At 55.9% G+C, this 18,475-nt stretch carries 13 protein-coding genes and 1 riboswitch; of the genes, 10 read left to right on the top strand and 3 right to left on the bottom strand.

Annotated elements, in window-relative coordinates; genetic code table 11:
• Positions 1-108 precede the first annotated feature (108 nt).
• The 5 genes from K0H80_RS15330 (at position 109) to K0H80_RS15310 (ending at position 6,082) form a co-directional block, all read left to right on the top strand.
• Positions 109-1,410 (top strand): metal-dependent hydrolase family protein, encoded by a 1,302-nt coding sequence (locus K0H80_RS15330; protein WP_220072129.1) that lies wholly within the window; start codon positions 109-111, stop codon positions 1,408-1,410.
• 141 nt (positions 1,411-1,551) lie between these two features.
• A complete protein-coding gene (locus K0H80_RS15325; protein WP_011866788.1) occupies positions 1,552-1,902 on the top strand; it encodes a DUF805 domain-containing protein in 351 nt (116 codons plus the stop codon).
• Positions 1,903-2,123: 221 nt separating this feature from the next.
• Positions 2,124-2,340, top strand: a riboswitch (cobalamin riboswitch).
• Positions 2,341-2,439: 99 nt separating this feature from the next.
• Complete coding sequence (locus K0H80_RS15320) at positions 2,440-4,410, top strand: TonB-dependent receptor (RefSeq protein WP_220072128.1); 1,971 nt, start codon at positions 2,440-2,442, stop codon at positions 4,408-4,410.
• 93 nt (positions 4,411-4,503) lie between these two features.
• Positions 4,504-5,115, top strand: coding sequence for an arylesterase (locus K0H80_RS15315; protein ID WP_220072127.1), 612 nt, complete (start codon positions 4,504-4,506; stop codon positions 5,113-5,115).
• Between the two features lie 241 nt (positions 5,116-5,356).
• Positions 5,357-6,082 (top strand): HDOD domain-containing protein, encoded by a 726-nt coding sequence (locus K0H80_RS15310; protein WP_011866785.1) that lies wholly within the window; start codon positions 5,357-5,359, stop codon positions 6,080-6,082.
• A 346-nt stretch (positions 6,083-6,428) separates the two neighbouring features.
• Here the strand turns inward: K0H80_RS15310 and K0H80_RS15305 are convergent, their stop codons facing one another.
• Positions 6,429-7,328, bottom strand: a complete 900-nt coding sequence (locus K0H80_RS15305) for a LysR family transcriptional regulator (protein WP_220072126.1) — start codon at positions 7,326-7,328, stop codon at positions 6,429-6,431.
• Between the two features lie 200 nt (positions 7,329-7,528).
• Here K0H80_RS15305 and metE point away from each other — a divergent pair, with 200 nt between their 5' ends.
• Positions 7,529-9,808, top strand: coding sequence for a 5-methyltetrahydropteroyltriglutamate--homocysteine S-methyltransferase (metE, locus tag K0H80_RS15300; protein ID WP_220072125.1), 2,280 nt, complete (start codon positions 7,529-7,531; stop codon positions 9,806-9,808).
• Positions 9,809-9,966: 158 nt separating this feature from the next.
• Here the strand turns inward: metE and K0H80_RS15295 are convergent, their stop codons facing one another.
• Both K0H80_RS15295 and K0H80_RS15290 read right to left on the bottom strand, forming a co-directional pair.
• On the bottom strand, positions 9,967-11,481 hold the full coding sequence (locus K0H80_RS15295; RefSeq protein ID WP_220072124.1) for a tetratricopeptide repeat protein: 1,515 nt from the start codon (positions 11,479-11,481) through the stop codon (positions 9,967-9,969).
• Positions 11,482-11,713: 232 nt separating this feature from the next.
• On the bottom strand, positions 11,714-13,264 hold the full coding sequence (locus tag K0H80_RS15290) for a glutamate synthase-related protein (protein WP_220072123.1): 1,551 nt from the start codon (positions 13,262-13,264) through the stop codon (positions 11,714-11,716).
• A gap of 255 nt (positions 13,265-13,519) precedes the next feature.
• On the opposite strand from K0H80_RS15290, the gene K0H80_RS15285 reads away from it, so the two are divergent.
• The 4 genes from K0H80_RS15285 (at position 13,520) to K0H80_RS15270 (ending at position 18,298) form a co-directional block, all read left to right on the top strand.
• The gene (locus tag K0H80_RS15285; protein WP_258406117.1) at positions 13,520-14,122 is read left to right on the top strand and encodes a gluconate 2-dehydrogenase subunit 3 family protein; all 603 of its coding nucleotides are present in this window, start codon (positions 13,520-13,522) and stop codon (positions 14,120-14,122) included.
• Positions 14,123-14,159: 37 nt separating this feature from the next.
• A complete protein-coding gene (locus K0H80_RS15280) occupies positions 14,160-15,878 on the top strand; it encodes a GMC family oxidoreductase (protein WP_220072121.1) in 1,719 nt (572 codons plus the stop codon).
• Between the two features lie 126 nt (positions 15,879-16,004).
• On the top strand, positions 16,005-17,969 hold the full coding sequence (locus tag K0H80_RS15275) for an alkyl/aryl-sulfatase (protein ID WP_220072120.1): 1,965 nt from the start codon (positions 16,005-16,007) through the stop codon (positions 17,967-17,969).
• Positions 17,970-18,094: 125 nt separating this feature from the next.
• Positions 18,095-18,298, top strand: coding sequence for a dodecin (locus tag K0H80_RS15270; protein WP_011866777.1), 204 nt, complete (start codon positions 18,095-18,097; stop codon positions 18,296-18,298).
• Positions 18,299-18,475: the final 177 nt, after the last annotated feature.

The raw sequence follows: 18,475 nt of genomic DNA, 5'->3' as shown, positions 1-18,475 counted from the left end.
TGTTGTCATGTTAGTCAAGTTTTAGGCGCTCGCCCTTGTCCTTACCGGGAGCTTTCTCGGCAAGGCGCGGTGAGTTCTCACTCCTTCACACATGATTAACGGGCCATAATGAAAAATAATACTCTGCTCCCCCTCGCCGCACTGACGGCTGCTCTCTTGTCGCCATCCCTGTTTGCCAATGATGTGACAGTGATCCATGCCGGCACTCTGCTGGCCGACCCGGCCGCCAAGCCGCTCAGCGAACAGACCCTGGTGATCACCGACGGTAAGATTAGCCAGGTTGCCCCCGGTTATCTGAGCGTCGAGACCGTCGCGCCCGGCGCTAAGTATGTGGATCTCAAGCAGGGCTTTGTGATGCCGGGTCTGATGGATATGCATGTGCATCTACAAGGTGAGCTAGGGCCCAAGAATGATAGCCAGCGCCTTAGGATGTCAGACGCCGATGTGGCGATGCAGAGCGCCTATTTCGCCAATAAGACCCTGATGGCGGGCTTTACCACGGTTAGGGATCTCGGCGCCAAGCCGGAGCAGATGTATGCCCTGCGTGACGCGATTGCTAAGGGGTGGATAGACGGACCGCGTATCATCGCCTCGGGCGGGGTGTCGGTGACTGGCGGCCATGGCGATGTGGACGGCATGAGCCCGGATCTGCTGGATAAGTTCACCACTAAGACCATCTGCGACGGTCCCTATGACTGTCGCCGCGCCACCCGCCGCGCCATCAAGTTTGGTGCCGATGTTATCAAGATCACCTCCACCGGTGGCGTCTTGTCGGATACCGACACAGGCACTGGCCAGCAGATGAACGATGATGAGATCAAAGAAATTGTAGCGACGGCCCATGCCCTTGGACGTAAGGTGGCCAGCCATGCCCATGCGACAGAGGGGATCAACGCCGCCCTGCGCGCAGGGGTCGATAGCATAGAGCACGGCAGCTACGCCGATAAGGAGAGTATCAAGCTACTCAAGAAGAATGGCGCCTTCTTGGTGCCTACCCTGTTGGCGGGCGATACCGTGGTGCATATGGCCAAGGAGTCAGACTTCATGTCGCCGGCCATCAAGCAGAAGGCGGTGCGAGTGGGCGCCGATATGACGGCTAACTTTACCCGCGCCTATAAGGCCGGGGTCAAGATTGCCTATGGTACCGACAGCGGCGTCTCGGCCCACGGCACCAATGCGCGCGAGGCCGTGTTGATGAATCAGGCGGGCATGAGCAATAAAGATGTGCTGATCTCGGCCACCATCAACGGCGCCGAGCTAGTGGATATGTCAGATAGCCTGGGCACCCTGAGTGTCGGCAAGCAGGCCGATATTATCGCGACTCAGGGCAACCCGCTGGAGGATATCTCGGCCCTGCTGGATGTGGGCTTCGTGATGAAAGGTGGCAAGGTGGTGAAGTCGTGCCTGTGAGTGAAAAAAGATTGTCATTAAAATTCAATTATATTTTTTAAACTATTGATATATTATGACACTTATCCAATAGGGGGCTTAGGAATGGCCCCCTCTTTTATTGGAGCTTTTCAGTCAATTTACGTAAACAAAGGGAACTATATGGAATATTTTATTGGTGCGTTGAAGAAGTTTGCTGATTTCACCGGTCGTGCACGTCGCAAAGAATTTTGGATGTTTACCCTGTTCTACATCATCTTCTATGCCGTGGCGGCAACTATAGATGTGGTGACAGGTCTGTATATGCTGAGCGGTATCTTCTCGCTGGCACTGCTTATCCCAACTCTCGCTATCTCGGCCAGACGCCTACACGACACCGGCCGTTCGGGCTGGTGGCAGTTGATCGGTCTGATCCCGCTTATTGGCGCTATCGTGCTAATCGTCTTCTATGTACAAGACAGCGTTGAAGGCAACGAATATGGTGAAAACCCTAAGGCATTAGCCGAGGCGTAACTTTCCCCTATCTGCGATGAAGGAGGCTTAGGCCTCCTTTGTTGTTTTTAGGCAGTAATGCGGCCCTTTGGGGAAGATGCCGACTCGGGCCATCATGGGAGTATTAGACATTTATACGTGTAGACGTCTATAATGCCCGCGTTCTGTCACAGTAGCCGGGAGAGAGCCTCTCCATCACGCCGCGGGTAAACCGCGGCTTGCCATGAGACAGAGCGTGACCTAATTTAGTCAACCTTATGTGGTGCCCTAGCCAAAATGGCGCAAGGGATAATCGGGAAGCCAGTGAGAATCTGGCACTGCCCCCGCAACGGTGATAGGTGAGAGCTGGGTGCGCCATGCCTTTAACATCATGGCGTTAAAAAAATCTAAGCTCGTCGTTTAAACCCTTTGTTTAGACTTAGCCTCAGTCCGGAGACCGGCCCTTAAGGTGATTTTGAGATTTCGGCGGGCAGATCTCGAAATGCGACCCTGGCGGTTTGATGGACTGCGCCCAGTCGTGACGCCTTGCCCTGTTTCCCTTTTAGGAGTTAAAGGAAAATGGGTACACAACCTAGTAAAATTGCGCTACTGCTTGGCGCCTGTCTGGCCGGAAGCTTTCCTGCCTTAGCGGAAAGTTCGGGCACCCCAGGGCCTGTGGATGAAACCATCACGGTTATCGGCCGCACCGAAAACACCCCTATCAATATTGCGGCTAACGTCAATGTGATCGACGCCGCCGCCATCGAACTCAGCGGTGCCACCAACCTCACCGAGCTGCTGCGCGGACAGAGCGGCATTCAGGTGTCAGATTCAAACTCGGGTGCCGTGTTTGCCATGCGCGGTTTCAGCGCCAGTCAGGCGGTCAACAACACCTTGATCCTGATCGACGGTCGTCGTCTCAATAACATCGATATCGCCGCGCCGAGCATCAGTGCCATCGGGCTCAATCAGGTGGAGCGAATCGAGATCCTCTCAGGCAGCGCGGGTGTGCTCTATGGTGACCAGGCGGTTGGCGGGGTGATTAACATTATCACCAAGGCGCCGAAAGATAACGGTGGCAGCCTGCAGCTCTCCGGCGGCAGCTTCGACACCCTTGAGGCAAAGGCCGAGGGCTCGGTCGCCATCAACGACAACTGGCGCCTCTATGGCGCGGCCAACCACCTCAAGAGCGATAACTATCGCGATCACAATGCTAGCAAGACCAGCTCTGTGCTGGGACGCCTGCAGTATGACGATGAAGTGCAGCAGTTCTTCGCCGAGGCGAGTCATTATGACAACCACCGCGAACTGGCTGCTGCGCTGACCGACGAGCAGCTCAAGGAAAACCCAAGACAAATGGGTGACCTGAAGCAGGGCGATCTCTTTATCGATGCCTACCTGCATGAGATGACCACGGCGGCCCGCACCGGCTATCAGCGCCAGCTGAATGAGGCCTGGGCACTGGGCGCCGACCTTAACTACAGCGACACCCTGACAACCGGGCTAAGCACCTGGAACACAAGCCGCCGCGATACCCGCTCCCTGCTGGAGTTTAAGCCTAAGGCCGTGGGCAACATCAAGACGGATAACGGCGAGCTCAAGCTGGTGACCGGCCTGGATCTCAGTCGCGGCGAGGCGACATTTAGTAATCGCAGAAATGTGCAGAAGTTGGCCAGCGCCTATGTGCAGGCAACCGTGCCCCTCACCGAGAGTTTTAGCTATGTGGTGGGCGGTCGTTACGCCGAGGTGACCGATGAGCTGGTGGACGGTAAAGCCTATCCAAATGGGATCGATCTGGATCAGGATGCCCATGCATTCGAGCTTGGCATCAACTATCGCCCGAGCCAGCAACATAGATTCTACCTGCGGGCCGACGAGAACTTCCGTTTCGCCAAGGTGGATGAGCAGGCTTATACTCCAGAGAGCATTCAGGGGCTCAAGCCGCAGACGGGTCGCTCCTACGAGGCGGGGTGGGATCTGCTGCTCGAGCGCAATACCCTGCGCCTGAGTGCTTATCGACTGGATCTCGAAGATGAGATCGTCTTCGACCCGAGCGCCGAGACGCCTGCAGGTGGTGACTTCCCCGGGGCCAACGTGAACGCCGATGCCTCGCGCCGTTATGGGGTAAGCGCAGACTGGGATTGGCAGGCGACTCAGGATCTAATGCTTGGGCTTGAATACAACTATATAGACGCTGAGTTTACCGAAGGGGCTAACGAGGGTAAGGCGCTCTCCTGGGTGGCCAAGAACTCAGGTCGTGGCTATGTCAGCTACGATGTATATGAGCATCTGCAGCTCTTCGCCGAGGCGGTCTACACGGGTGAGCGTTACATGGAGGGTGACAATGCCAACCAGGGCGATAAGCTCGATGCCTATACCCTTGCAAATATCGCCATTAACTATTCCCGCGATGCCTGGCTGGCCAGCCTGCGGGTCGATAACCTGCTGGACAAGGAGTATGTCAGCTCTGGGTATTTCAGCACCTGGGGTAGCGGTTATTATCCTGGTACGGGCCGGGCGCTGCGCCTGACTGCCAGCTACCGCTTCTAACGCGGCTTTAGCCTTAAAAGCCAGTCAGATCTGACTGGCTTTTTTATTGCCCGCTGTTCATCATAGGGCATAGATCATTTGGGAGTCTGTGGGATGAAATTAAAGTGGTTGCTTGTGCCCGTTATCTTGATCTTGGCCATCATCTTCTGGCCAAGTGGCGGCCCCTCTCTTGCCCCTTTGTCGGGGGGGGCCAGGATCCTCGCTTTTGGCGATAGCCTGACTCAGGGCGTGGGAGCCAGCCCCGGCATGGATTATCCTGCGCAGCTGCAAGCAATGAGCGGACGCGAGGTGATCAACGCCGGTATCTCGGGGGAGACCACATCCCAGGGCCGCGAGCGCTTCGCCCGAGTGCTGGATGAGACGGCGCCGGATCTCATCATCTTGCTCGAGGGAGGCAATGATTTTCTGCGCAATGGCAACGCGGCGCAGGTCGAGGCCAACCTCTCAGCCATGCTGGCACAGGCTCAGGGGCGCGATATTCCTGTGGTGTTGATTGGCGTGCCCCAGAAGAGCATCTGGCTGGAAACCGCGCCCCTGTATGGGCAGCTGGCCGCGCAATATCAGCCGCTATTTATTGAGGATTTTCTGACAGAACTGCTAAAATTATCAGAGGTAAAATCTGATGCGATTCACCTCAACGATGAAGGCTATCGTCGTCTCGCCGAGCACCTATATCAGCGTCTGCAACAGGCAGGTGCCCTATAGCTAAAATGGCCCTGGCAGTAGCCAGTCAATGGGCGTCACCCCTTGGTTAAGTGGCGGAATTTTGTCGCTTATCTTTCGTCCATTACAGGCTGAAAGCTCAAGCGTGAGTGGCAAGATGAATTTATTTAGGTTAATGTCCGTTTTTACCCCAAATCGACTTGACCCAGACAGTCGTTTTATGGGTAAATTCTCGGATAACAAATGGCGCCGTGCCAATAATAAATCAGGTTAATAACTTCTCATGACAGATCTTGAGCATCAGGTATTCACTCAAGTACGCGCAATTATTGCCAATGAAGAACAGGTTATCGGACGACGGGGGATTCTGATCCCGCTGAAGAAAGCCATTATTGCCGATGGCGATATCCGCAATGTGATCGATATAGTCTCTTCCGATCCCGCGTTGGCGGCGCATCTGCTATGGCGCAGCAACTCGGCGGCTAACGCCAGCGTGTCATCGAAGAATCGTTCATTGAAAGATGCGCTGGTGCGCCTGGGCCAGGTCAATATCTACCGTTATGCCTTCACCTTCTACCTCAAGGAGCGTCTCGACGAGTTGCCACAGCCCTACAAGAAGCTGGTATACGGCTACTGGGCGCTCACCGAGAGCATTGCCACCGACGCCGTGGATAGCCTGCATCATATGGAAGGGGTAAATATCAATCCCGATGAGGTGCAGACCCTGGCGCTGTTTAGCGTATTTGGCGAGATCATCGCCTTGACCGCCTTCGCCTACCTGAATGCCGAGTCGGAGCAGTCGTTCCCGCTCTCTATCATCAAGTCGCTGATCGATAATCAGAAGCAGACGCTGACCCTTGAGGCGTTCGAGTCACTAGGACTGGATGAGGAACTCAGAGAAGAGTTTATGATCGCCCATAACCTGCGTCAGACTCGCAATCCAGACTCACCGGGTCTGGTGCTTCGCAGAGTGCTCTCCATGCGCAATCAACTGCTTAATCCGCTCTAGGGCCTGTTGACCTTTTAGGTTCATTTTTGCAGCATTCTGTATCGATTTTATTCAAGGCAGAGTGATTGTAATCTAGTGAGCTACATCAATGAGCGGTAACGTAGTCGAAAAATGATACAGACGCTGCCCGCAGGGTTCGTCTTGAGCACGTTCAACTCTTTGTTACTCGGCTTTTATATAGAATAACTATATCTCAAGCCTCGAGCCGCGATTTGAACGTGCTCAATTAGAACAAAATTTGTTCTCAAAAGGCCAACAGGCCCTAGGGTCTTCGACCTGATAAAAGAAAACCTGCCGAGTGCAGGTTTTTTTGTGCCTTAATTTTAGCTTTTCTGAAATTGCGCCTTTAGTGCCCCTGACGCTCCAGCCCCTCAGAGGTCACCAGATTGAGCCACTGCTGGGCGAGGCGCGCACTGCTGCCGTTGCTGCGATAGGCGCCAAACAGCGGGCGTCTGAGCCCTTCTGATCCCAGTTTTACCGCCTTGAGCGACAGACCATGAGCCTCGTTGATCGACCAACTCGGCAGGGCGGCAACCCCATCCTTGCAGGCGATGCGTTGCAGCAACATGGCGGTGAGATCGCAGCGGATCTGCTTGGCAACCGGCACGCCCGCAGGCTCCATGAAGTGGCGGTAGATATCCAGTCTGTCTAGTGGCACTGGGTAGGTGAGCAGGGTCTGATCCTTAAGCTGCGCCGCCGTGACATAGGGAAGTTCGGCCAGCGGATGATCCGCGGCAACCAGGAGCTTGACCTCGAAATCGAACAGGTGCTGATAGGCGATATCATGGTCGGGAATAGGGTCTGAGGTGAGCACCACATCCAGCTGTCCCTGTTTGAGCGCGGTTAGCGAGTCGAACAGGTGGCGGCTCGACAGCTCCAAGTTGGTGTGGGGAAAGCTGGCATTAAACTGCTCGATCACCGGCATCAGCCAACGAAAACAGCTGTGGCATTCGATACCCACAAAGAGATCTCTCGCCTCGCCGCCCAGGCCATTCTTCAGATCGATTTCGGTTTCTATCACCTTAGGCAAGATCTCTTCGGCCAGATTGAGCAGCCGGGCTCCCTCCTGGGTAAAGGAGAGGGGTTTACTCTTACGCACGAATATCGCCGAGTTGATGCGGGTCTCCAGTTCCTTGATCTGGTGGGATAAGGCCGACTGGGTGACAAAGCGCTTCTTGGCTGCGCCCGCGAGACTGCCGCTCTCTTTCAGGGCGACCAATGTACGTAAATGCCTAAGCTCTATCATTTTTACCTCACATGAATTTGGCTCATGTTGCTCGTGAAATCAATTCGATTGCGAGACAACAGACTAGCACAATAAACTTCTAGACGTCCAGACGCCTGTTTTAGTTTGTTGTGCAATTTCAGTTCTCAAACCTGTATTGCGATGACAGCGAAGGGCGCTAACCATGAATTTCGCTCATCTTAATGCAAAAGGTATACAATATGCAAACTCTAGATATCGCATCATTAGGCTTTCCCCGCATAGGTCGTCAACGGGAACTCAAATTCGCCCTGGAAAAATATTGGCGTGGCGAGATAGACCAGGCGCAGCTGCAATCGCTCGCCAGTGAACTGCGCAGAACCCATTGGCAGTGGCAGCAGGCGGCGGGGGTGAAGCAAGTGCCGGTAGGGGACTTTGCCTTCTACGATCAGGTGCTCACCCTGAGCGCCACCATCAATGCCATCCCGGCGCGCCATCGCAGCGGCGAGCAGGTGGATCTCGACACCCTGTTTCGAGTGGCCCGTGGCCGCGCCCCCACCGGGGAGGCGAGCCGCGCCGCCCAGATGAAGAAATACTTCAACACCAACTATCACTACATAGTGCCCGAGCTCACGGCGAATCAGCGCTTCGAGATAGCTTATGAGCAGCTGTTCGACGAGGTGGCCGAGGCTAAATCCCTGGGGCATCAGCCTAAGCCGGTATTGCTTGGCCCGGTCAGCTACCTCTATCTTGCCAAGTGCGAGGGCGAGCCCTTCGATAAGCTGAGCCTACTGCCCAACTTGCTCGAGGCCTACCAAGCGATTCTGGCGCGATTTGCCGATCAAGGCGTGAACTGGGTGCAGCTCGACGAGCCTATCTTGGCGCTGGAGCTAGATGATGACTGGCTGGCGGCCTTCGAGCCGGCATACAGGGAACTCAGTGGCCAGGGGGTTAAGCTGCTGCTGGCCAGTTACTATGGCTCTGTGGCCCATCATCATGAGTTGATTAAGGAGCTCGTGGTCGATGGCCTGCATCTGGATCTGGTGAGCGATGCCGAGCAGCTCACTTTGTTTGGCACCAGCTTGAAGACGACGCAGGTGCTCAGCCTTGGGGTGATCAACGGCCGCAACGTGTGGGCGGCGGATCTCGACATCTTGGCCGAGCGTCTGCGCGCTGTAGTGGCAGATCTTGGCGATCGTGTCTGGCTGGCGCCTTCCTGTTCGCTCTTACACGTGCCCGTGGATCTGGAGAGCGAAACCGAGCTGACGCCAGAGCTCGCCAATCAACTCAGCTTTGCCAAGCAGAAACTCGACGAGCTAGCTGCGCTGCGCACCCTGTTGCTTACCCCACAAAGCGAGGCGGCGCAGGCGATAGTGGCGCGCTGTGAGGCGAGGCGTCAGGCCCGAGAGCAGGCGGCCAACCCTGAGGTGCTGGCGAGGCTCAAAGCCTTAACGCCTGAGGATTTCAATCGTCCTAGCGGTTTTGGCGAGCGCCGCCTAAAGCAGCAGGCCCGTTTTCGTCTGCCGCTGTTGCCCACCACCACCATTGGATCCTTCCCGCAGACGCCGGCCATTCGCGGCCTGCGCAGTCGCTGGCGTAAGGGCGAGCTGACCGAGCAGGCCTATGTGGCGCAGCTCGAGGCGGTGACCCGTGACAGCATAGCGCGTCAGCTTAAGTTGGGGATCGATGTCTTGGTCCATGGTGAGGCAGAGCGTAACGACATGGTGGAGTATTTCGGCGAGCAGCTCGACGGGGTAGGCTTTACCCAGTTTGCCTGGGTGCAGAGTTACGGCTCACGCTGCGTCAAGCCGCCGCTCATCTATGGCGATGTCTCACGTCGTCAGCCGATGACACTCGCCTGGGCGAGCTTCGCCCAGAGCCTGACCGACAGGCCGGTGAAGGGGATGTTGACCGGCCCAGTCACCATACTGCATTGGTCTTTCGCCCGGGAAGATATCGGCCGTGAGCAGATCGCCAATCAGCTTGCCCTGGCGATCCGTGACGAGGTGGCCGACCTGCAGGCGGCGGGTATCGGCATCATACAGATAGATGAACCGGCGTTTCGTGAAGGCCTGCCACTGAAGGCCAGTGACTGGAAGCATTACCTCGACTGGGCGGTAGCCGCCTTCAAGCTGAGTGCGGCGGGCGCCGAGGATGAGACTCAGATCCACACCCATATGTGCTACAGCGAGTTCAACGCCACCATAGATGCCATCGCCGCCATGGACGCTGATGTGATCACCATAGAGACCTCGCGCTCGCATATGGAGCTGCTCAATGCCTTCGAGGACTTCGAGTATCCCAACGAGATAGGCCCGGGTGTGTATGACATCCATAGCCCGAACATTCCGACTGTGGATCAGATGGTGGCATTGATTGAGAAGGCGGCGACCAAGATCCCTGTGGGACAGCTGTGGGTGAATCCCGACTGTGGACTGAAGACGCGCACTTGGGATGAGGTGGAGCCTGCGCTGCAAAATATGGTGAGGGCGACCAAGGAGTTGAGACGCCGCCTGGGTTAGTCTCTTCTAATCCCCGTTTTTAGACTAAGGGTGACCAGCTTACTGGCCACCCTTTTTTGGGCTTATATTTTGGGGCTAGCGCTTTTGGGCTTAGCGCTTTGGGGTTTAGCGTTTTGGGCTTAGCGCGTTTGAAAATGGCGACGAGTGCTGGTGAAAGCCTAGTGACCTGTGAGTGCCTCTCGCCGTTCTTGTAAGCGCTGCTCAAACAGCGCCTGCTCTGACTCGCTAAAGCCTTGCTTGAGGCTGGCTAAGCTGCTCTCCATCTCGCCCGTGGGCAGAAAATAGAACTGATCTTCCAGGGCGATCTGTGCCCAGACGGCGGCATCAACCCTCTGGCTCAGCTCGGCGCAGGCTTTATGCAACGGCTTAAATGCCAGGTTCTCGCCGGCGAGTGCGGCGCGCTCCAGAAAGCTAATAGCCTCTCTCGGATGGCGTTTACCTTTATCGTCTTCATGGAGCAGACGCAGGCCGTGCGTCAGATCTATGCAGGCCTGCTGGGACTTCTCTATGGGGTGCTCGGTGAGAAATGCTTGATACAGGCTCTCGGCCTGCTCCTTCTCATAGCTGCCCATCTTGGCACTTAATGTCTCGACCCGCTCAAGATGATAGGGCGCGGGATCGGTCGCCGCCAAACGATAGTAAGCCAGGGCCGTGGGGAGATGTCGACGGGTGCCAAGCCCCTCTTCGTGGGCATGACCCATAAGGAAGAGGGCGTCTGTCATCCATTGCTGGGCCAATGGCGTGAGCAGGGCGATCGCCTCAAGGTGACTGTCGTTGGCGCGTTTATGTTTGAGCTGTAGCTCCCCCAACAGGTAGGTGGCGCTATTGTTTTCCATGGCCATCGCCTGTCTTAGGCACTCCTCTGCCTTATCGATATCCTTAGGCAGATGTTTACCTTCCTGATAGAGATGCGCCAGCTCGATGAGGGCAAACTCGTTGTCCTCTGCTTCCTCGCGCATCAGGCGCTCGGCCTCACGTGGCTCGGCCGGGCCACCTTCTCCCCTAAGCAGCATCTGCGCCAGTTGGCTCTTGGCCAGTGGATCGCTGTCGGCAATGGCCGTGAGCAGGGCTCTGGCCCTGATGGGATCCGGCTCGCCATGGCGCGGTTCCAGCAACACCTTGGCCAGATGATATTGCGCTTCAGCATCACCCGCCTCGGCCGCAAGCTCGAGATAGTGCAGCGCCTTGCTGCCGTCGGGGTCGAGCAGTGGGCTCTCCTGATAGAGTCTGCCTAGTTCGCCTTGATGCTGGCTGTTGCCCTCATCGGCGCCAGGTTTCAGCATGGCTTCCAATTCGTGACTGCCACCTTTTTGGCTTGGATGAACCTTCAACTTGAGCATTTGGCGTTGAATCTGGGCAAATTGTTCATCCAGCTCGCCCGCTTGTTGAAACCAATGATTGGCCTTGTCTAAATCATACAGATGATGATCGTCGAGGCTGTAGAGTTCACCCAGGAACTGCGCCGCGTGGGCCATCCCCATGGCGGCAGCGCGCTCCAGATAATCGAGGGCCTGGGCTTCCCGACCGCTGTGCAGCAGTTGGTTGGCGAGAAAAATGACCTCATCCGGGCCGCCGGTGACTTCGATGGGCTGTTTGCTGCGCCAGTTTAGGTAGACCAGCAGCAGGCTGATAAAGAGCAGGGCTAAGATTACCGAGAAAATAACGACTTGCATTGTGATCCTTCACATTATCTATGGCTGAATTGACGTGGCTTTTGGCCTTAGGCTTTTGGTCTTAGGGGATGGATTGTCCTAAATCGCTGGCAAGTGTGCACCTATTTATCTTGTTAAACAAGTCTTTACTGGTGTGGCGTTTGTCTTATTGTTTTGGTCTTAATAGAGTTGAGTGCCCGCCCGCGAAGGGGACGGGCTGGGGAAGGCGGGCAGATGAGTGTAACCTGTCACGTTAAATCGGCGTCACGCCTGCGTAGGAGATGCCGGAGAGCCTTGCCATTTCGCTGTGCCAGGTGGCGATATCGTCCAAGGTAAAGTCCTGCAGGCTGTGATGGCCACAGGCCCTGGCCATCACCTGCATCAGCTCGGTGGAGGCGTCCAGAAAGTTGGCCAGCTGCTGCGCCGACTTGTCGATGTTGAGGCGTTGGCGCAGGTCGGCATTCTGAGTGGCGATACCCGCGGGGCAGTTGTTGGTGTTGCAGATTCGGGCGGCGACACAGCCTATCGATTGCATGGCACTGTTGGCCAGGGCAACGCCGTCGGCGCCTAGCGCCATCGCCTTGACGAAGTCCATGGGGAGCCTCAGGCCACCTGTGATGATGAGCGTCACCCGGCCGCTGGCACCTTGCTGATCCAGGTAGCGGCGGGCGCGAGCCAGGGCGGGGATGGTGGGCACGCTGATGTGGTCGCGAAAGATCTGCGGCGCAGCGCCTGTGCCGCCACCACGGCCGTCGAGTATGATGTAATCGGCGCTGGCATCCAGGGCAAACTGAATGTCCCGTTCGATATGGTTTGCGCTCAGCTTAAAGCCGATAGGCACGCCGCCGCTGAGTTCACGTACCCTATCGGCGAAGCGTTTAAAGTCGGCCACCGAGTTGAGATCCTTGAACCTGGGCGGCGAGATGGCATCTTGGCCCGCCGGAATGCCGCGGATCTCAGCAATTTTCCCCTGGTTCTTGCTGCCAGGCAGGTGGCCGCCTGTGCCTGTCTTGGCGCCCTGGCCGCCCTTGAAGTGAAACGCCTGTATCTTGGCCATCAAGGCTTCCTGATAGCCAAATTGGGCGCTGGCCAGCTCGTAGAAGTAATGTGAGTTGGCCGCCTGCTCCTCGGGCAACATACCGCCCTCGCCGGAGCAGATCCCGGTACCCGCAAGTTCGGCCCCCTTGGCCAGGGCGACCTTGGCCTCTTCCGACAGGGCGCCGAAGCTCATGTCTGACACCAGCAGGGGGATCTTCAGCCTCAGGGGCTTTCGCGCTTCAGGGCCTATGACTAGCTCGGTGTCGACCACTTCCTCTTCGAACAGGGGCTTGCTGGCCATCTGGGCCGTCATGATCTGAATCTCATCCCAGCTGGGTAGCTGATATCTGGGCACCCCCATGGCGACCATGGGGCCATGATGGCCGAGTGTCTTGAGTCCATCTCTGGCGAGCTGATGGATCAACTCGACGCCGGGCTCTTCTTTGGTGGCGACCGCCTTGGGAGCCTGGTTGCCATCTTTGGCGATCGCCTCGCGGCCAGGACCCTCCTTGCCCACCTGTTCGGCGCTAAACTGTTTGTGGGTGCCGTCGCAGTAGGGGGCGTTGCCCGTGTGTTTACAGGCGCACAGGTAGGCCTCGCCGCTTCGCTCGGCGGTAAAGGCCTTGGGGCTAAATCCCGTTCCCTTATGGGAACCATCGCAGAAGGGCTGGCTGTTTGAGCGGCCGCAGACACAGAAATAGTATTCCTTTCCTTTGGTTAGCTCGACTTTCTTGGGCTTGTTATCGGCGATGACGGGTTTAACCATGGGAGCTCCTTAGGCTTGCTGCGCGGCTGTTGTCTTTAGTCTAGGCGCTTTTGCGGCGGGTCGCCGCCTCGCGACCTTTTGTTAGTCCCCTTCGTCATAGTCTCTCGATACTCGATGTGAGTGTTGACCCGGCGCGCCGAAAAATTCACACTCAATTGAATCAATTTGACGATAATCAGGGTCTTATGTAAGGCGTTCTGATTTATGTCATGGGCAATAAAACAGACAGATTTAGTGAGCAAAGGGGAGATTAAGTTGGCGAGGAGTAAGCGCGAAGCAAATAGACAATATGCCTTCGAAAGCGGCCTGACCCGGCGCGACTTTCTTGTGCGCAGCGGCGCCCTGGGCCTGCTGCTGGCGGCGAAGCCTGAGTTGAGCCTTGCCAGCGACGAAGGTTTCTCTCTCACCACGCGCCCCAAAGATTTCGACGTGATCAACCGCGCCGTCATAGAGAGCGTGCAGCTGCACCTGTTTCCCGACGATGGTGATGGCCCTTCGGCCAAGGAGCTGAACGCCTATCGCTATCTGCTATGGGCCATGGAAGATCCTGACAATCGCGCCGATGAGGACAGGCAGTTCATCTTGCAGGGGGCGGCCTGGTTGGAAGATTGGGCCGATACCCAGACAGGACGCAGCTTCCTGGTGCTGAGCTGGGATGAGCAGGAGGCACTGCTAAAAGCGATCGCCAAGAGCCGCGCAGGTGAAAACTGGCTCTCCCTGTTGCTCTATTACCTGATTGAGGCATTGATGTTAGATCCACTCTACGGCGGTAACCCGGATGAGATTGGCTGGCATTGGCTCGAGCATCAGCCAGGCTTTCCACGACCCGTGCCGGGTAAGAGTTATCTGGATTTTTAAATAGAGACTATGGGACCGTTTTTACAGGGATCTTTAAATGGGATTAGCAGCTAAGAGTGAGGCGCAGGCGCCGCAGCAATTTGAGGTGTGTATCGTCGGCAGCGGCGCGGGCGCCGGCCCCATCGCCTATGAGCTGGCCAAGGCGGGGATTAACGTTGTCGTGCTCGAGAAGGGCGACTGGTATACCGAGCAGGATTTCGTTAAAGATGAGCAGTTGCCGCGCCATAGGGTGTTTCGCTCTCAGTTCGATGAGGAGCGCCATGTGCTCGAGCTTCCCGACGGCGAGGGCGGCTGGCGCAGGGAGACCACGGCGCAGTTTTGGGGCGGCAATATCGTCGGCGGCGCCTCGAATTTCATGAGTGGCTATTTTCATCGTCTCAAGCCGAGCGACTTTCGCCTCGCCTCCACGTTTGGGGCTATCCCCGGCGCTAACACGGTAGATTGGCCCATCAGCTATGAGGAGCTCGAACCTTATTATGCCAAGGTGGAGCAGATTGTCGGCGTCAGCGGTCGGGTGGTGAAGCATCCACAGTTAGAGCCGAGATCGACCCCTGATTTTCCCTTTCCGCCAACCGCCGAGCACCCCATTGCGGCGCGCTTCGACAAGGCCTGTCAGACACTTAAGCTGCATCCTCTGCCCATGGCGCGGGCGATTCTGTCTCGCCCCTTTAAGCAGCGTCTGAGCTGCGAGTATTCCGGCTACTGCGGCAGCTATGGCTGCCACTCGGGCGCCAAGGGCAGTTCGCGGGCAGCGCTGCTCAATGAAGCGGTGGCCAGCGGTAATTGTCGCATCATCACCCGGGCCAAGGTGTATCGCCTCAATACCGATGCCGAGGGAAGAGTGAGCTCTGCCGACTATTTCGATGCCAGTGGCCAAAGTCGGCGCATTGTGGCCAAGATCTTCGTGGTCGCCTGCTACGCCATAGAGAGTGCCCGCCTGCTGTTGGCCAGCCCAGGGGAGAAACATCCCAAGGGGATAGGCAATCGCTTCGATCAGCTGGGTAAGAACCTGCACTGCTGCGCCGGCGGCACGGGCCATGGGGTGTTTAAGCTCGATAGGCTACCGGCGGATACGGCTAAGGGGCTCAAGCAGCGTGGGCCCTTCTTTAATCGCGCCCTGCAGGACTGGTATCTGATCGACGACAAGACGGCGTTCGATAAGCCCATAAAGGGCGGCACCTTAGACTTCGTGTTTGACCCGCCATCGCCCACCAGTGAGGCGAACGCGCTCAAGTGGCAGCAGGGCAACCTGCTTTGGGGGACGCCGCTCAAGCAGAAGCTTAAGGCACACTTTACCCAGTCGCGGGACTTTAAGTTCGAGGTATTCTGTGACTGGCTGACCAATGACAATTGTTTTGTCACCCTGGACGATGAGGAGCGAGACAAATGGGGCCAGCCGGTCGCCAAGGTGCGCGCCGGGTTTCATCCACACGATCTTAAGGTGGCTCAGTATCTGGTCGACCGGGGCGTAGAGGTGATGAAGGCGATGGGCGCCGATGAGGCCTGGGGTAATGTGTTTAGCGATCCCACCGCTAATTTGGTGGCCGGCGGTTGCCGATTCGGTACGGATCCAAAGACCTCGGTGCTGAACCCAGATTGCCGGGTCCACGACTGTGATAACCTGTATGTGACCGACGGCGCCTTTATGCCGAACGGCGGCAGTGTCACCCCGACCTTGACCATCTATGCCAACGCCTTTCGGGTGGCCGACAAGCTGTTGGCGCGGCTCGCGAGCGCCTCTGAGACTTCAACCTAAATGTAAATTTTTCGCTTATTCCTCCTTTTAAGGGGCATTTGAGTGGCGATTACTGAACTCTGTGGCTAACTTCAATAGTCAGGAAAGGGAAGTAGATCGTTCATCATGCTTTAGAAAGGAGTTTCTATGCGCCATCTTAATTTCGTTGTTGCGGTAGCTTCGCTCGTTATTGCACTGCCGTCGCTGGCTGCAACCCAGGCCAAGCCTGCGACGCCCCATACCCAGAAGGCCAATGCTGCGGTTCTCAAAGAATTGCCATTTCAAGATAAACAAGACTTTGAAAATGCCAAGCGGGGCTTTATGGCAAAGCCTGATGTCGTCACCATTAAAGACGCTAAGGGAAATGTTGTTTGGGACCTTGAGCAGTACAAAACCTATATTGCAGACGATAAGTCAGCACCTGATACGGTCAACCCCAGCCTATGGCGCAATGCCCAGCTTGGAATGCACCACGGCCTATATCAGGTGACAGAGGGGATCTATCAGATCCGTGGTTTCGATCTTACCAATATCACTTTCATCAAGGGGGATAAGGGCTGGATTGTCTTTGATCCGCTTATTTCACCTGAGACCGCCAAGGCGGCCCTCGATTTTATCAACCAGGAAGTCGGTACGCGTCCCGTGGTGGCGGTTGTTTATAGCCATAGCCATATCGATCACTATGGCGGGGCGACTGGACTGGTCAGCTTGGATGAGGTTGAGTCGGGTAAGGTGGCCATCATAGCCCCCGAGCATTTTACCGAGCATGCGGTATCGGAGAATGTGATCGCGGGCAACGCCATGGGACGGCGCGCCGTCTACATGTATGGCGCACTCTTGCCACGTAATGCCAAGGGCGGTGTAAATGGCGGCCTGGGGATGACGGTATCCACAGGATTGGCCGGACTGCTGCTACCCACCCATGAGATCACCAAGACAGGCGAAAAGTTGACCATAGATGGCATTGATATGGTATTTCAATTGACGCCAGGCAGTGAGGCGCCTGCGGAGATGAACACTTGGTTTCCTCAAGCTAAGGCTCTGTGGATGGCCGAAAACACCACAAATACCATGCACAACATCTTAACCCTGAGGGGCGCGCAGGTGAGGGATGCACTCATTTGGTCGAGTTTTCTGGATGAGACTATTGACCTCTGGGGAGATCAGGCTGAGGTGAAGTTTCAGAGTCACCATTGGCCAATGTGGGGCAATGACAAGATTATTCCCTACTTCAAGAAACAACGAGATATCTATAAGTTTACCCATGACCAATCTGTGCGCCTGATGAACCAAGGTTTCACCGGGGAAGAGATTTCGGAGATGATCTCTCTGCCAAAAGAGCTGGAACAGAGTTGGTCTACCCGCGGTTACTACGGTACCTTGCGACACAACAGTCGCGCCGTCTACCAGCGTTATATGGGATGGTATAACGGCAATCCAGCTAACCTAAACAATCTGCCTCCCGAAGCCGTCGCTAAGAAGTATGTGCAGTTTATGGGGGGCGAGGCTGAGGTCATCCGTAAGGCAAGAGCCTCCTTTGATGAGGGGGAATACCGTTGGGTAGCAGAGGTGATGAAGCATGCCGTATTTGCCAACCCCAAAAGCATCGACGCTAAAGAGTTGTTAGCCGACGCGTTAGAGCAGCTTGGGTATCAGGCTGAATCTGGCCCGTGGCGCTCAGTTTACCTGCAAGGGGCATATGAGCTGAGAAATGGTGTTCCGGCGGCCGGTGGAACACAAACGGCCACGCCCGACACGATTCGAGCCATGACCCCCGAGATGTTGTTTGACTATCTGGCGGTGAGGCTAGATGCCGCCAAGGCGGAAGGAAAGCAGTTTGACATAGAGATCGCCTTTTCCGATCTCGACAGCCTTTATACCCTCACCGTTGAGAATGCGGTGTTGCATCACAGCAAACATAAGGTGGATCAACCCGATGTTAAGCTGGTCATGAGCATGAAGACCATGAACAGCATTCAATTGAAGGAGTTGAGCTTCGATGATGCGATTGCCAGCGGCGAGGTGAAGCTAACTGGCGATAAGGCCCTGTTTACCTCGTTCCTCGGGATGTTAGACGACTTTAACTTCTGGTTTAACATCGTCATGCCTTAGTGATGTTCAAGGCAAGCCTATGGATAAGAAACCACCCTAGAGGTGGTTTCTTTTTTCGGTAATAGGGAAAGGCATTATTTCTTCTATACTCAAGTGGGTAGCCGATTTGCAACAGGAGATCCGCCATGAGTCATACCTACAAGATCATCGAACTCGTTGGTTCCTCGCCCATCAGTTCGGACGAGGCGATTAAGAATGCCATCGCATCGGCCAGTCAGTCGCTGCATCATCTGAGGTGGTTTCAGGTGGTCGAGACCCGGGGGCACCTGGAGGCTGGGCTGATCGCCCACTGGCAGGTGACGGTCAAGGTGGGCTTTACCTTAGACTAGTGATGCCAATCCTAGTAAATAACTGATCACTCTAGCTTGTTAGAACGTCCGATAACGGTGTTATCATTTTTGATTGTAGAATAACTACTTATCTAAAAATGCTGCCTTGTTATCGAAGGTTTTTTCAGCGCTATTTCTGATCACTTACTCACTGTGATTGGTATTAATATCTCCTCT

The sequence above is a fragment of the Shewanella aegiceratis genome (assembly GCF_019457495.1).
GTDB classification, from domain to species: Bacteria; Pseudomonadota; Gammaproteobacteria; order Enterobacterales; family Shewanellaceae; genus Shewanella; species Shewanella loihica.
The sequence above is the reverse complement of the archived record's forward strand: the minus strand, read 5'-3'. Positions and strand labels throughout refer to the sequence as shown.

What these genes read in the sequence shown, in the direction of transcription:
- K0H80_RS15325 (WP_011866788.1), top strand. Translation starts at nt 1,552, where the DNA reads ATGGAATATTTTATTGGTGCGTTGAAGAAGTTTGCTGATTTCACCGGT.
- K0H80_RS15320 (WP_220072128.1), top strand. Translation starts at nt 2,440, where the DNA reads ATGGGTACACAACCTAGTAAAATTGCGCTACTGCTTGGCGCCTGTCTG.
- K0H80_RS15290 (WP_220072123.1), bottom strand. Translation starts at nt 13,264, where the DNA reads ATGGTTAAACCCGTCATCGCCGATAACAAGCCCAAGAAAGTCGAGCTA.
- K0H80_RS15280 (WP_220072121.1), top strand. Translation starts at nt 14,160, where the DNA reads ATGGGATTAGCAGCTAAGAGTGAGGCGCAGGCGCCGCAGCAATTTGAG.
- K0H80_RS15295 (WP_220072124.1), bottom strand. Translation starts at nt 11,481, where the DNA reads ATGCAAGTCGTTATTTTCTCGGTAATCTTAGCCCTGCTCTTTATCAGC.
- metE (WP_220072125.1), top strand. Translation starts at nt 7,529, where the DNA reads ATGCAAACTCTAGATATCGCATCATTAGGCTTTCCCCGCATAGGTCGT.
- K0H80_RS15275 (WP_220072120.1), top strand. Translation starts at nt 16,005, where the DNA reads ATGCGCCATCTTAATTTCGTTGTTGCGGTAGCTTCGCTCGTTATTGCA.
- K0H80_RS15270 (WP_011866777.1), top strand. Translation starts at nt 18,095, where the DNA reads ATGAGTCATACCTACAAGATCATCGAACTCGTTGGTTCCTCGCCCATC.
- K0H80_RS15330 (WP_220072129.1), top strand. Translation starts at nt 109, where the DNA reads ATGAAAAATAATACTCTGCTCCCCCTCGCCGCACTGACGGCTGCTCTC.
- K0H80_RS15310 (WP_011866785.1), top strand. Translation starts at nt 5,357, where the DNA reads ATGACAGATCTTGAGCATCAGGTATTCACTCAAGTACGCGCAATTATT.
- K0H80_RS15315 (WP_220072127.1), top strand. Translation starts at nt 4,504, where the DNA reads ATGAAATTAAAGTGGTTGCTTGTGCCCGTTATCTTGATCTTGGCCATC.
- K0H80_RS15305 (WP_220072126.1), bottom strand. Translation starts at nt 7,328, where the DNA reads ATGATAGAGCTTAGGCATTTACGTACATTGGTCGCCCTGAAAGAGAGC.